At 52.2% G+C, this 12,699-nt stretch carries 12 protein-coding genes and 1 tRNA gene; 8 read left to right on the top strand and 5 right to left on the bottom strand.

The annotated features are described in order from the left end of the window. Positions 1-90: 90 nt before the first annotated feature. On the top strand, positions 91-927 hold the full coding sequence (locus KOR42_RS17210) for an NHL repeat-containing protein (protein WP_146511085.1): 837 nt from the start codon (positions 91-93) through the stop codon (positions 925-927). A 105-nt stretch (positions 928-1,032) separates the two neighbouring features. On the opposite strand, the gene KOR42_RS17205 is transcribed toward KOR42_RS17210, so the two are convergent. Beyond that, complete coding sequence (locus tag KOR42_RS17205; RefSeq protein ID WP_146511084.1) at positions 1,033-2,022, bottom strand: peptidylprolyl isomerase; 990 nt, start codon at positions 2,020-2,022, stop codon at positions 1,033-1,035. Between the two features lie 213 nt (positions 2,023-2,235). After that, positions 2,236-4,071 carry a cation:proton antiporter gene (locus KOR42_RS17200; protein WP_146511083.1) on the bottom strand — a complete coding sequence of 612 codons (1,836 nt, stop codon included), beginning with the start codon at positions 4,069-4,071 and terminating at the stop codon, positions 2,236-2,238. A 641-nt stretch (positions 4,072-4,712) separates the two neighbouring features. Between KOR42_RS17200 and KOR42_RS17195 the strand changes: the two genes are divergently transcribed. Next, positions 4,713-5,606: an STAS domain-containing protein gene (locus tag KOR42_RS17195; RefSeq protein ID WP_146511082.1), complete on the top strand. Its 894-nt coding sequence runs from the start codon at positions 4,713-4,715 to the stop codon at positions 5,604-5,606. A gap of 219 nt (positions 5,607-5,825) precedes the next feature. Next, a tRNA-Ser gene (locus tag KOR42_RS17190) sits at positions 5,826-5,910 on the top strand. Positions 5,911-6,164: 254 nt separating this feature from the next. On the opposite strand, the gene KOR42_RS17185 is transcribed toward KOR42_RS17190, so the two are convergent. Both KOR42_RS17185 and KOR42_RS17180 read right to left on the bottom strand, forming a co-directional pair. Continuing rightward, positions 6,165-6,971, bottom strand: a complete 807-nt coding sequence (locus KOR42_RS17185) for a hypothetical protein (protein ID WP_146511081.1) — start codon at positions 6,969-6,971, stop codon at positions 6,165-6,167. A gap of 306 nt (positions 6,972-7,277) precedes the next feature. Continuing rightward, positions 7,278-8,108 (bottom strand): GntR family transcriptional regulator, encoded by an 831-nt coding sequence (locus KOR42_RS17180; RefSeq protein WP_146511080.1) that lies wholly within the window; start codon positions 8,106-8,108, stop codon positions 7,278-7,280. Between the two features lie 205 nt (positions 8,109-8,313). Between KOR42_RS17180 and KOR42_RS17175 the strand changes: the two genes are divergently transcribed. The 5 genes from KOR42_RS17175 to KOR42_RS17155 all read left to right on the top strand — a co-directional run bounded on the left by KOR42_RS17175 (position 8,314) and on the right by KOR42_RS17155 (position 11,503). Continuing rightward, positions 8,314-8,850 carry an RNA polymerase sigma factor gene (locus tag KOR42_RS17175; protein WP_146511079.1) on the top strand — a complete coding sequence of 179 codons (537 nt, stop codon included), beginning with the start codon at positions 8,314-8,316 and terminating at the stop codon, positions 8,848-8,850. Between the two features lie 38 nt (positions 8,851-8,888). Further along, positions 8,889-9,134, top strand: a complete 246-nt coding sequence (locus KOR42_RS17170; protein WP_146511078.1) for a hypothetical protein — start codon at positions 8,889-8,891, stop codon at positions 9,132-9,134. Positions 9,135-9,409: 275 nt separating this feature from the next. Beyond that, complete coding sequence (locus KOR42_RS17165) at positions 9,410-9,655, top strand: hypothetical protein (protein ID WP_146511077.1); 246 nt, start codon at positions 9,410-9,412, stop codon at positions 9,653-9,655. Between the two features lie 87 nt (positions 9,656-9,742). After that, a complete protein-coding gene (locus KOR42_RS17160; protein WP_146511076.1) occupies positions 9,743-10,027 on the top strand; it encodes a hypothetical protein in 285 nt (94 codons plus the stop codon). Positions 10,028-10,291: 264 nt separating this feature from the next. Continuing rightward, complete coding sequence (locus KOR42_RS17155; RefSeq protein ID WP_146511075.1) at positions 10,292-11,503, top strand: cytochrome c3 family protein; 1,212 nt, start codon at positions 10,292-10,294, stop codon at positions 11,501-11,503. Positions 11,504-11,579: 76 nt separating this feature from the next. Here KOR42_RS17155 and KOR42_RS17150 read toward each other — a convergent pair whose 3' ends face one another. After that, positions 11,580-12,626, bottom strand: a complete 1,047-nt coding sequence (locus KOR42_RS17150; RefSeq protein WP_146511074.1) for a tetratricopeptide repeat protein — start codon at positions 12,624-12,626, stop codon at positions 11,580-11,582. Positions 12,627-12,699: the final 73 nt, after the last annotated feature.

Genomic DNA, 12,699 nt, shown 5'->3' with positions numbered 1-12,699 from the left:
ACTTCAATCTGTCGATTCAGACGAATTCTGTCTGGGTAACATTCACCTCTCAATTCGTTTCATTGTCATCTTTCTTAAAGTGATCTGGCTATGCTTCAAGAGGTCTCCGTCACACTCGCCTTGATGATTGTTCTCACTTTTTCGGCGACAAGCTGCGCGAACGATCAATTGGTTTATCCTCTCGATGTTGCAGTGGGGCCGAACGAAGAAGTCTATATTGCGGACCGCAAACTTCCGGGGATCTGGAAGGTCGTCGACGGAAAGTTGGAGGTCTTTGTCAAAGCTTCGAAAACGTTTCGCACTCCACTGAATGCCGTGCGCTGCGTGACAGTCGATAGCGACGGAACGGTTTATGTTGGCGATTCCTCAACACGAGAAGTATATGCCATCGGAGAGGATCGAAAACCGCTGCCTTTATCTGACGGGCACATCGGAATTGCTTCCGATCTTCTGATCGATGGAGATCGCCTGATCGTCTCAGATCTCGAAACACAGCGAATCTGGAGCCTTCCGAAAACGGGAGGAGAAGTTCAGGAACTCGCTGTGATTGCCGGCGTCAGAGGATTGGCGCACTCTTCAGAAGGGGAGTTGGTGTGTGTCACGACGCTCGAAGATCCGGTTCGCAAAATTGCGGATGATCAAACAGTGTCGGTCATCATTTCGGGCCGACCGTTCGAAATGCCTCATCATTGTGTGATCGCGGAGAACGAGATCTTCATCGCCGACAATTACGCAGGTGGCATTTGGAAAGCGGATCTTTCCGGCGATACTCCTCCCGAACTGATTCGCTCCGGTGCACCGCTTCAGAAGCCGGTCGGAATTTGTCGCTTTCGAGAAGGGTTTCTTGTCGCTGACCCTCACGCGCGAGAGATCTTCGTCCTCCCCTCAGGCGAAGGGGAAGTGACTCGATTGATCAAGTCTGAGTAAACACAGCACCAACCGACCAGCGGGCCCTTCGATATCCCAATCACATGATTCTTTCGGTCTGACCTTCGATTTGTCAGCGATTCAAAGAGTGACAGTGAGAGTGGCTTACTTCTTTGGTGCGAACACACGAATGCGTGCAGTCTTTCGTTCCGTCGCGACTCGTTCGTTCCACATTTGCTGAGCAAGCTTGTTGATCAGCTCCGGGCGAGCATCTTCGAGGCTGAGGTCTCCCGGTGTGACTTCTTCGACAAGGACGATGTGCGCCCCGTGTTCCGTCGTGAACGGTTCGCTGATCATCCCCGGAGAAGTCTCAAACGCGACCTTCGCAATGTCATCGGAGACTTGGCCATATCTTTCGAAGCTTCCGATTCGTCCACCCTGTGACTTTGAGGGACTGTCTGAGTGCTCGCGTGCTGATTCGGCGAAATTCACTTTCCCGGAAAGAATCGATTTTCGAATGTCCGTGAGCCGTTCAGCGGTGCGTTTTCGGTCTTCCGGTGTTGCTTCGGACGGGAAGCTAAGAAAGATTTGCGAGGCTGTGACGCGAGTTCCGTCAAACGATTGTCGATTCGCTTCCCAGAATTCGCGAATCCGCCGCTCATCAAGACTCTTCGTCACATATGTTCTCCAGGCGATCTCAAATGCGAGCATCTCGCTGAGGTCATCAATCGTGATCGCAAGCTTCGCAAGTTGATCGTCTAGGTTTTCGCCGCGGCTCTCCAACGCGGAAGAAAGCAACTCCAGGCGTCGCGCGAGGACCTGCGGATCGGCTTCGATCTTTTTCTTCTCAAGAAATTGGCGAATCAATTCCCGATCGATCAGTTTCTCGATCAGTTGTGCCTGATCGTGCTGAACCGGAAGTGAACTTCCTGCCTGCTGAAAGAACTGCAACTGGAGTTGGCTGGCGGTGACCGGATGACGGTTTACAGATGCGATCGGCTGTGAATCATCATCCGCTCCGAACGCATTCGGCTGCACACTCAACAGGGCGATCATCGCCATGAAAGGAACGGCAATCGAAAGCAAAAAGTAACAGCATGAGCCGGGACGAACTGATGAACTGGGCGAATTCGTTGAGTTCAAGATGAGCTGCATCAATAGGGCCTCACGTGTGACAGACCATTGTTCGAAGGTGATCGCGGGAAGACTCTCCGTCGAAAGTCTCTTCGTTTTCTGTGAAAAGTTGTTCGTACGAGCAAACGCGGTGGTCTTTGATTCAAATGAATTCAGGCGATTTCAGAGAAGCCACAACGAAGGTCCGGACGAAGGCTGTCGCCTGTTCTTTGGTGTCGAGGGGCTTCTCGTCACTTACGCATCGGCTTCTTCCGTCGGCGGAGGAGTTGGCGATGTTGACGCAGGCTGAGGATCGACAATTGCGATGAGCTTCTGCCCCACTTTGGGTTCAGGGGATGTGGAATCGAGGATCGCCAGCTTGCCGTTTTGAATCGTGAAGAGCGGAATCACGTCGCCGCCGTACGCATTCTGAAAGTCATCGAATGTGAACTCAGTCGTGAGCTTGGTCGTCTTGATCACCGCCCCTGAATCGAGTCGGTTGACAAGCGTTTGATAGCTGTAATCTTCTCCAAACAGAAACCGTGCACGAAGATGAGAAACCGACCGCTCCTGTTTTTCCGCTCGACGCCACGGGGTGAGCTGAAAGACATTCGCACGACCGAAAAGCTCAGCGAAATGCATCGCTCCGAGAGAATTGACTTCATCGTTCGGAGTCAGTGCGAGAAATCGACCAATTCCTCCGAGGTCGAGGCTGTGTGCGGCATTCTCGTCGAGGATATTGACGGAAGACGTTCGGAGTCCTTCCATCCTCGCCGTCGCGATATTCCAGCGATTGGTGTCAACAAGCAAGACGACAATCCCAGCCTCCTGAATCGCTCCGCCGATCGCCCGGGCGAGTTCATTCGCACCCAGAAGAAGAACACCCTGCGGATTTGATGACGCCAAGCCGAGTTTGCGAGCGAGTGGAAACGCCGTCAGACCATAAACGACCACGGTCCCGACAATCACCATAAAGGTCGCCGAAACGAATTGCTCGCCTTCCGTTCCATACTCAGAAAGCTTGAACGCGAAGACGGAAGAAACCGCTGCCGCGACAATTCCTCGCGGAGCCATCCACGAGAGAAACAGTCTTTCTTTCCAGTTCAGCTGCGAGAACGCCGTCGAGATAAAGATCGCGACCGGTCGCACGACAAGAATCACAAACGCGACAAACGCCTGTCCGCGCCAGCCAAGCTGTACGATCGAGCTAAGTTCGACTCGGGCGGCTAACAGAATGAACAACCCCGAGATCAACAAGAGGCTCAAGCTCTCCTTGAATTCGAGAATGTGCTTTAAAGTGACCCCGGAATTGGCCAGCATCACTCCCATGAGGGTGACAGCGACGAGTCCCGATTCTTCCTGACACAAATTGGATGCTGTGAAGGCAGTCAGGACAAACAGAAGAGTCACAAGTGACTCAAGATGATCCGGAACAGCGTGATTCTTCAAAACCCACGCAAGCACAATTGCTGCGGCAGCCCCGATTCCTCCGCCATACAGAATGGTCGACAACAGGTTTTGAAGGGCCACGATGGAACTTTGATTCACCCCTTCAGACAACAACGGAGCATACGCTTCGAAAACCAGAACGGCGAGCACAGCTCCGATCGGGTCGATGACGATTCCCTCCCAGCGAGCGATTGGCCCAACCTGTCCAATCGGACGAATCTGTCGGAGCAGAGGACCAATGACGGTCGGTCCTGTCACAACGAGAATCGCTCCGAGCAGAATGGAAGCGAATACCGAGAACTCCAAAATATAATAGGCGCCGATGGCAATCAGTCCCCAGGTGACGAAGACGCCGACACTCAATATGTATCCCAGAGCCGCCCCGATTTGCTTCAACTCGGGGAGTTTGAGCGAAAGGCTTCCTTCGAAAAGAATCACAGCCACGCTGATCGAGACGAAGGGAAACAGCAAATCTCCGAGGAGTTTGTCCGGGTCCACCACGTTCAGAACCGGGCCAGCGATAAACCCACTCGCAAGCAACAGCAGAATCGATGGCAACCGAAGTTTCCAGGACAGCCACTGAGCGCCGGTCCCGAATACGACGACCAGGGTGAGCGAAATAAGGAGATCCGTTTCGTGCACGATGAGTCGATTCTGTCGGAAGGCTCACAAAATTGGGGGTATCACTCAGCTCCCCTCGTGATCTTAGTATGCCTTCGCACTGGAGCGAAACTCTGATTGCCGAAACACCGATTGAGCAATTGAACAATGTCGACAATCAAAGGTTCGATGACATCCCGGATCAGAAGGCGATCGTGGGGACAGTATTTCGTCGTCGCAAGATTGACGCAAGAGTACATGTGATTGATTTGACGACACTCCCGAGCGGGCACAGTCTCGTCTCGAATTACTCTGTGAGAAATACTGTGAGTTCTGACCAGTGACTCCCGGCGGAGAAACTTTCTGGTGAACGCCGCCATTATGATCAATGTCTCAAAGCACAACATCGAGTCAACGCGAGGGCACAACGACCCAGAAAACATCCACTCGGCTCAGCACCCGGATTCGTGCCAGGCAATTCGGAATTCCACCTTCATCCAGTATTCATAAATTGCCACTAACCTATCACATCCAATGGATGGGTTTCTCTGAAGCGCGCATGCGATCACCGAAGGAGAGAGTTTCTACTCACTTTCGCGGCGAATTTCAGAAGCAGACCGTTGGAGAGAGCGGTTAGTTCAGATCGAAGAAATCGGTCGACAACGTGGCGGATTGGAATTGTGATGAAGACTGAAGTGACGATCGAAGATGTGCGGGATCACAGCATTCTGGGCTGTAGTGTGCGTGGGAATACGCTCATCGTGAAACCGACGGGAAGCGTCGTCGGGTTTGAGCCGAGAACGTTTCACAGCGAACTTCACAGGATCAAATCGCTAATGTCGTCGGGCCAGTTTCTCAATCTCATCTTCGATTTGAGTGGGGCAAGATACTTCGGAACAGAACTGATCAGTGCCATGGTTTCGCTTGGCAAAATGGTCAACGAATCCGGGCAGGCTCTCATTGCGGAACCATCTGCCGACATGCGACTCGTCCTTGAGAAAATGAAAGTCAACCTGATCGTTCCGATTGAAGACACGACACAAGAAGCGATTCAGCGTGTTGTTGAAGAATCTCCGAACGCATGGTTGAAACGCAACAAACGCTTCGCCGTTCCCATCTGCGTCGCCGTGGCACTCTTGGGAGTGGTCGCACTGGCAGCGTCAAGCAATCTGCTGAATGGATTCGTTGGAACGCAAGCCTCGCGTCAGTATCATGTTCTCACTCAACACATCGCTGAGATTGAAGAAATTCGAAAAGAAGAGAATCCCAGCCGCGCATGGTCAAAATTTTCAGTAAGAGCCGACAGGAAACTCAAACCATTTCTCGACACATTGCGCGATCAGCCGAATCGATCACCGCTGAATGAGTCGCTGTATCAATCAACACTCGCTGTATGGCAATTGTCGGTTCAGAAAGTTGTTCCCCCCGAAACGTCCCTCGATGCTGCAAGAACACGACTCCGGGAAACAGCACTCTTGATTACCGCTGAGCAAGGGCTGTCCGTTGCTGATTTCCAGCCTGATGACCTCAAGTTGAATTCACCGAAAAGTGATCCCCGTCCGGTCGCATCGGATTAAATCGACCGGTCATTCTCCCGAGCAAAAACGGTCGCCATCACAATTCAGTCCTTTCACAGATTCGCGGATTCGATCTGCTGTCTCCGGCTTCGCAAACCAATTTGACAGGGAAGGGCAACTGCCCTCACACTTCGTCATTGGAACAAGTCGACGCGAGCCTGCTCAAATCTCTGGAAACTGATTGACGGACTCTGTAAAACCCGATATCGTGCCCGCCTCGGAGAGGTGGCAGAGTGGCCGAATGCACCGGTCTTGAAAACCGGCGTGGGGAAACTCACCGGGGGTTCGAATCCCCCCCTCTCCGCTTTGGCTTCTTTCGAGACGCAGAGCGGCAGGATGAACTATCTCCTGTCGCTTTTTGACGTTGTGGCGAAGCGCATCGTCTTTCAGTGCCGTCTTGATTTCATTCAGAATGCCGGATTCGTTCGCTTTCCCGGCCCGTGGCGTCTCGCATTTTTGAATCGTATTTCGCGAGCGGTTCTCATCGGATCAGGTGGCAACTGGGCTGTAGATTGCTTGAGCCGGACGTCAGTCAGCAGCAGACACACCGGAATGGTTTTAGTGGAATTTTGTGTTGTCGAGGACGTGATGTAGTCCAAGATAGGCGAGTTTCACTTGATCGATGTGGTGTTGAAAGATCGTGCTGACGTCCGAAATCTGATCTGCGGTCGGATCCGTTTTCAGAAAGAATCTCCAGGCGTTCAGAGCGTGAAGCAAGTGTCCCAGTTCTGTCTCCCCAGCGTGAACATCGACATACTCTAAGTCAAGACGGCAATGATGGACCGCTTCACTGGGCTGCCAGTTTTTCATCAACTGCGAGCAGAGTGAATATTCCGCGGTGTTCCATTGCTCGGAAGCAGCGACGGCCAGAATCGCATTCGAGATGGGGGCGGAAAGGCGAGATTCTCGGACGTAAATTCGAAACGTTTTGCACGCGGGGACTGTGTACCGGTCAAGGCTCCAAAGATCATCCCCGGTCAGGCTTCTCGCGAAGTTCCGATAAAGCTCATCATGAGGAGTGCCATCGACACCAGTATCTTCTGAAATGATCTCTGCCAGTTCGGAAGAGGCGTGTATCAAATCGGGGAGATGTTCCGGGCTCCAACTTGCCGCATCTCGTTGGAGCCGAACCTGAAGGCCAGCCACGAAGAACGCTGACTGGTGAAGATCATGCCAACCCGAAGCGAAGAATCGCAGAGTCTCTTGCGGCCAGGTATTCGTCGTGAGTCGGTCCCAAAAGTCTTTTGTAAGCAGGATGGTCTCGCGGCTGGAACTCGATTCGTAGACACCATTCACAGCTTCCGCCAATCGATGATCGCCAATGCGACCGGTCGCTTCTCGGAGGATGTCTCGAATCTTGTTCATTGAAGAAAACAGCCTGACGGTTTCCGGGAATCTCCGTTGGGATTCTCTGGGAGATTCTGTCGTGATTGAGTTGCCGATGGAATCGATCGATTTTCTGCGTTTATAGGCAACTTCACGACTTCGTCTTTCAATAAGTTGTGATAGCGGTGATGCCTATTGACCGCTCTTAGTGTCATCGGCTCAGAGATCAGTTCTCGAGGGATTGTAGCTCTGAGTCTTCTTGGACCGCACTGCGGAATCGGGAAGGTCCAGGAGAAAAACGCTCCGGTTCGAAAGGAATTCTCAACATAGACTCAGCATGCACTTTCAGCTTTTCCCGGGACTTGTGTCTAAGCCGGAAATTCGAAGCACGTGTTGCCACCAGAGTTCACGCATTCTCTGCTCCGCGTCAATTTGATCGAGAGCACGTTCGAATGGGTCACGAAAGTGGTTGATGAACTCCTGGCGGTCGAACGGTTCAAATCCACCAATGATGGAGCAAAAGGCGTCGTGCTCTTCTGTTGCGTGTCTCTGTTCTTCTTCGCTTTCGAGGTCAAATTTCGCACCGATGCGGGTCTGCCACATCAGCTTTTTGAGAAGTTCTCCGCGACGTCGATTGTCCGTTTCGACAGCGATGGACGCATGAAACTCAACCGACTTCTCAAACCATCGAATTCGATCAACGATCTCCCGAGATTCGAGGAGTTCCCGTTGCTCGCTGACAATCTTCATCAGCTTCATCGTCACCGTAGGACGGAGACGCTCGTCCGCCAATGCGCTTTCGATTGAGAAGAGTTCGATCTGAATTCGGATCCCGAAGAACTCTGTCAAGTCGCGAGGGCTGAGGATGTCTCGTGAGATGCCTTTCTCGCTCCGAATCAGCAATCCATGGGCAATGAGTTCAATGAGTGCCTCGCGGGTCGATGAGAGGGACCCTCTGAAATTCTCTTGTCTCCGTTGTATCTCTTCGAAAACAGCTTTCTCTGACAGTGGCGATGCGAGGAATTCTGGCTCCGCGACCAACCGGTGAAAGAGTTCTTGTCGCACTTCCCCTACGGAACTGGACTGCCTTCCTGGCTTCTGCCGTTTCGATGAACTGGTCGATGAATTGGGCGGCTTCTTTGAAGCACTGCGAACTTGAGGCTTATTCGTTTTCATGAAAATTATCCCAATTCTGAACAAAAAAATAGATGGCCATCTGGTCAATCACTATGATTATTGAGTATCACTTGTGTGAAAACAAGTGGCAATTGGAAACGTGTAACTGGATTTGCGGATAATTGTGCAAAACCTTGTCACAGATCGTCTCCTCCTGGAATAGTAGAGGGAAGAACAGACGGTTGTCCCACATCGGAATTCGATCATGAACAGTCAAGCAGATCGAGAAAAGTGGTTTCAAGACGCGTATAAGAGCCTCGCAGGACCCGCTCGCACGTATTTGAAATCGCGACTTGGAAGTCACTACGAGAGTGTCGCTGGTGAGATCATTCACGATGCGTTCCTTGTCCTGTTCGAAAAGATTGAATCACTTCCCAGAAAACAGGTCGCTCCGTGGTTCTTTGGAGTCTTGAAGAAGAAGCAGCGGAAAGTTCTGCGTCGTCGCAGAAGGATTTCAAATGCAGCGATTGATATTGGAACGGTTGAAGACGAGCGCCGGGACCCACGATTTCGTGACCTCGCAACTTCTGAAGTTCAGGCGATGTGTGAGGAAGTTCATAAGTTGATTCAAAGCCTCGAATCTCCCGGGCGAGAAGTCATTTTGCTTCGACTGGATGGGATGGACTACCAGGACATCGCTGAGGTGTTAAATCTATCAAAAGAGAATGCGAGGCAATTGTACTGTCGCGCTCGCCATACGATTCAGAACCACTTTGCAACTTCGTTCGAGTGTCTTAGTTAAGTCGTGAAAGTTAGCGAACCAATAATTAGGAGAATGATATGAGTTGGGACTTTCTAACAACTGCATTTGATACGTACTTTGTCGATGCGAAAGAGGCAAACGCCTGCGAAGATCAGTGGCTCGCGGGATTTCATGGCGACCCGTATCCAGCTTCCGATGACCTGGACTACGACTGCGGTTCAGAGTTCTACAATGGGATGCAGGCAGGCATTGAAGCCGGAAGCTATGACTCTCCAAGTGGAGACAGCGGATGCGATGACGCAGGCGGCGGTGACAGCGACTAAAGCGTGCCAAGAGTGCTTGTTTGGCTGCGAAATGAAGTAGCCCTCGCAGTGTTTCGAATTAGATCGTGAAACGTGTGGCTCGAGAAGTCGCGTTGCTGCTTTTCGAGTCACACGAGGTTTGTTATTGATTTCGTTCAGGTTTGTTAATTAATTCGATGATTGGAATATACTGGGCAGGGGCCGTTGATGTTAGCGGTTCGTGCTTCAGTTTGAATGCGGATTAAACCGCCCGATGATTGTTAGTTGTCGATCTTTAGAGAGGTTGAGGTGAAGCAATGTCTGATGGAATGAGATGTGTGAATCCAAAGTGTCAGGGCGCACCTCTTGAGGAAATTTCCTACGAAGGGACCTGGACGATGAAGAGGTATTTCTGCACCCGGTGTGGACGGCCCGCAACTGTGACGACGACGAAAGGCAAGATCGCGCAGCTGTATCCGTTCTGTCTGGTGGGAATGGCAGCGATCAAGTTTCTCGTGGGAGACATTGCCGGGGCTGCTGATGATGTTTCGAACCTTTCGTAGTCGACAATCTTGGCTGATGGAAATGTTTGATTCGAGTGGAAGACGGTGATCGTTCGAGAACCTTGTTCAACAGCGTGGGGAAAGAAAATGGTTGGATGGTATGCGTCACGACTTGTAGGGTTTGCAGCTCGTCAATGCGGAGCGAGCACAGAAACTGCCGATGCGGTCAGAATGATGGCTGCCGTGGGATTGACACTCGTTGACCCCATCGGAGGGGCGATCGGAGTTGCTCACAGCATTGCCGCAACTGAGGCACATGAAGGCAATCAGACCGCTGCTTCTCTGAACCAACTTGGAAACGTCGCAGCGTTTGGAACCTGTTTCCTCGGAGGAGTTTCCGCTTCAGGCGATTCCATCACAACAGATGGGTGAGACCGCCGAGGGGCTGATGTTTATGTTTCGATGTCGAAAGTTGAACGGCCGAATCGTTGAGAGGCCAAAAACGCGGCAGCCTATGTTTTCTGCTGATGGGGAAAGATGGTGGAAGCTGTGAGCACGTCGAAGATGCTTGTGGCAGAATTGAAGTCTCTTGAAGGACTTGGCAGAGAGTGATGATCACCACTGGTGATTTCTGGCAGCAGCAAAGTACACTATCCCTTTGATTGTTATCTTGCTTTCAACTCTTCAAGACCGTCCATGAACTCACATCAGTCGCAAAAACATACTTCTCGCTTCGATCAAATTCGATTGGCGACAATGATCTTCCTGGGGGCGACTTGTGGGGCCTTCCTGGCTTCTTGTGGTCAGAAGGCTCCTGAGGAAGTTCCTGTCCCCGTTTCCGACGATGAAGATCGTGAGGAAGATGTGGTCGTCATTCTGGATTCGAAAGGATTCGTCGGTCATGAGAAGTGCCGTGAGTGCCACGAGGGGATTCACGAGATCGAGACGAATTCACCGCATGCGCGAACTTTCGCCAGGACGGGCGAACCACAAATTCTTGATCTGATGTGTGGCCGAACAGTTGAGGAACGGCAGCCATACGGGACTTATGAATACAGTTGCGATGATGAAGGTTTGCTCGTTGCACTCCCAGCCAGATTCCCGGAGCGGGCGTTTCCGCTCGACTTCGCGGTCGGATCGGGTGGGCACGCATTGACGTTCCTGACCTTGCTCAAGAATAAGGAAGGGGAAACGATTGGAATCGAACATCGAATGACTCGATACAGCTCAGACGATGCACTCGATGCGACTCCGGGACAGGACGATCTCGACCCGGTTCTCGATGTCAATCTGTGGGGACGAACAATTCCTCCGGAAGATGTGCAGCGTTGTATCGCATGCCACACGACAACCGCGACGATTGAGGGGAATCAGTTGACTCAGTTAACCAGCGGAATTTTTTGTGAGCGGTGCCATGGTCCGGGAGAAGCGCATGTGCGGGCTGCCGAGGATGGCAATGAGGCCCTCACGCTTTCCAGCATTCGAAGCGGGTGGACTGCCGATGAAGAGATTCGAATGTGTGGAGAATGTCATCGACTTCCGGACGACATTGCCCCGGAACGGCTGGAAGCTTATCCGAATTCTCTGGTTCGGTTTCAACCGGTCGGGCTGTTGAAGAGTGCCTGTTTTCTTGAATCCGGCCGAACGCTTTCCTGCACATCCTGCCATGATCCGCACGCTCCGGTCTCATCACGCACAAAGGCTCAGCAGATTGAGACATGTTTGAGCTGTCATCAAGAACATGAACAGACGATCTGCCCGGTCTCGCCGAAGACCAACTGCATCGAATGTCACATGCCCGCAATGGATTTGACTCGAGGGATTGAGTTTCACGACCACTGGATTCGCGTGCGAGATCCTGATGAGCCGCGCGGAACCGGGAACGTTCCGCATCATGTGAATCCGTAGGTCAATCAGATCGACACTTGATCCGGACGACGAACCGCTTGCCTGATGCGCGAAGCTCCGATGCACTTGAGAATCGCTATTCCTTTTCGGGAATGGCTCTGAGCAGGGCTTCTTGCAAACGTGCGGCTTCCTGAGTCCGTCCACTCATTGCGGCAGCTTTGAGAAGCGGAGCGATGAGCCTTCGGTCGTTGGGGTAGTGGAGATACAGCGGATTGAGAACTTCGTACGCTTCTTTCGGTTTTCGTTCGAAGAGAAGAAGCTCGCCTTTGAGAAGATTGGCGTCGAAGTGATTGGGAGAAGCCTGAAGGATCTGTTCGACTTCGCTCTTCGCCTCGTCGAGTCGATTGGACTGTCGAAGCACTTGAGCGAGAATCGCTCGAACTTCAACATCGGTGGGCGTCTCCTCGAGGCACCATCGAGCGTGTTCTTCTGCTTCGTCGAGTTCTCCTGACATCTTCAAAGCGTATGCCAGGCTTGATCGTGTCATGTAGTTGTCTGGGTCAAGCTCAAGTGCTCGTTGAAGCGGGGCGACCATTTCTGATTCGCGATTCAGGCCAGCGAGCGTTTCTGCCAGCAGGTGATACGACTTCACTCGATCCGGATCGAGGCTGATCACTTTTCGGACTTCCGGAAGAGCGAGCTGAAAGGCCCGGTCTCGGAAGTACAACTCTGCCAAAGTGAGTTGTGATGCGAAATCCTGTGGGTCTTGTTCGAGGATCGTCTCGAGAGCTTCTTCGGCAGCGACAGAATTGAAAGCCTTGAACCCAGCTTCGGCGATGAATCGCTGCGCGATCAGGTACTCATCGGCATTCTCGGGGACTTGAGACCAGATTTCGATCGCTTCCAGAGGATCGCTTTCGCGGTAGCTTAAGGCCAGTAGCATTCGTGCTTCCTGGTCCTCCGGATGCGTCGTGAGGTGTTTGGTAAGGATCGATCGAGCCTGGTCGACATCACCGGCGGCGAGGGCAGCCTGACATTGTTGAATCGCCGTTTGCTGCTGCGAATTCCAAATTCCAAAGCCGATCGCGCCAAGAATTCCAAGGAGCAGAATTCGACTGATCCAGGGTGAGCGGCGAGAGGCAGGAGGAGATTGGTGGTCTGCAGGTTCGTGTGTTTCCGGCATCAGAGTGTCTTCTGGAGTCGACGATCAAGATTGAGCCTTCAGTAGCTCAGTCGACACAATTCTTGAGGAACGG

The sequence above is a fragment of the Thalassoglobus neptunius genome (assembly GCF_007859735.1).
Taxonomy (GTDB): Bacteria; Planctomycetota; Planctomycetia; order Planctomycetales; family Planctomycetaceae; genus Thalassoglobus; species Thalassoglobus neptunius.
Note: the sequence above shows the minus strand (reverse complement) of the source record. Positions and strands in the feature narration are given on the sequence as shown.

Coding starts and splice junctions, on each gene's coding strand:
- KOR42_RS17210 (WP_146511085.1), top strand. CDS start 91: ATGCTTCAAGAGGTCTCCGTCACACTCGCCTTGATGATTGTTCTCACT.
- KOR42_RS17205 (WP_146511084.1), bottom strand. CDS start 2,022: ATGCAGCTCATCTTGAACTCAACGAATTCGCCCAGTTCATCAGTTCGT.
- KOR42_RS17195 (WP_146511082.1), top strand. CDS start 4,713: ATGAAGACTGAAGTGACGATCGAAGATGTGCGGGATCACAGCATTCTG.
- KOR42_RS17185 (WP_146511081.1), bottom strand. CDS start 6,971: ATGAACAAGATTCGAGACATCCTCCGAGAAGCGACCGGTCGCATTGGC.
- KOR42_RS17180 (WP_146511080.1), bottom strand. CDS start 8,108: ATGAAAACGAATAAGCCTCAAGTTCGCAGTGCTTCAAAGAAGCCGCCC.
- KOR42_RS17175 (WP_146511079.1), top strand. CDS start 8,314: ATGAACAGTCAAGCAGATCGAGAAAAGTGGTTTCAAGACGCGTATAAG.
- KOR42_RS17170 (WP_146511078.1), top strand. CDS start 8,889: ATGAGTTGGGACTTTCTAACAACTGCATTTGATACGTACTTTGTCGAT.
- KOR42_RS17165 (WP_146511077.1), top strand. CDS start 9,410: ATGTCTGATGGAATGAGATGTGTGAATCCAAAGTGTCAGGGCGCACCT.
- KOR42_RS17160 (WP_146511076.1), top strand. CDS start 9,743: ATGGTTGGATGGTATGCGTCACGACTTGTAGGGTTTGCAGCTCGTCAA.
- KOR42_RS17155 (WP_146511075.1), top strand. CDS start 10,292: ATGAACTCACATCAGTCGCAAAAACATACTTCTCGCTTCGATCAAATT.
- KOR42_RS17150 (WP_146511074.1), bottom strand. CDS start 12,626: ATGCCGGAAACACACGAACCTGCAGACCACCAATCTCCTCCTGCCTCT.